Raw genomic sequence first — 362 nt, forward strand, 5'->3', positions numbered from 1 at the left:
GGAACGGCCACGCGACGGGAGCCGTCCGGACGCTGGCCCGCGCCTTCACCCGCCCCGCCGGTCCAGGCGCTGCGCCCGGGCCCGCCGCGGCGGCAGCTCCTCCGTCCACCGCGTACCAGCCGCCCGCGCCCTACGCCCCCGCCCAGGAGCCTCCGTACGCCTCCGGAGCCGCGACCGCCCCGCTGCCCGCCGTGGGCGACACCGCACCGCTTCCGGGGCCGTTCTACCCGCCCCCGGCCGGAGAGCCCTGGACCGCACCCGCAGGAGACCGACCGTGAACATCCCCCTCCCCGACGTCCCCGAGGTCCGCGTCGTCGGCCTCCCCCAACTGACCAGCGGCTTCGACCTGGTGGAGCGGCTCG

1 pseudogene is annotated in these 362 nt (G+C 78.7%); it reads left to right on the forward strand.

The features are described 5' to 3' along the window. A pseudogene (locus JGS39_RS40365) lies at nucleotides 1-278 on the forward strand (hypothetical protein); the annotation flags it as partial. Between the last annotated feature and the right edge of the window lie 84 nt (nucleotides 279-362).

This window comes from Streptomyces poriferorum, assembly GCF_019399235.1.
In the GTDB taxonomy this organism is placed as follows: domain Bacteria; phylum Actinomycetota; class Actinomycetes; order Streptomycetales; family Streptomycetaceae; genus Streptomyces; species Streptomyces poriferorum.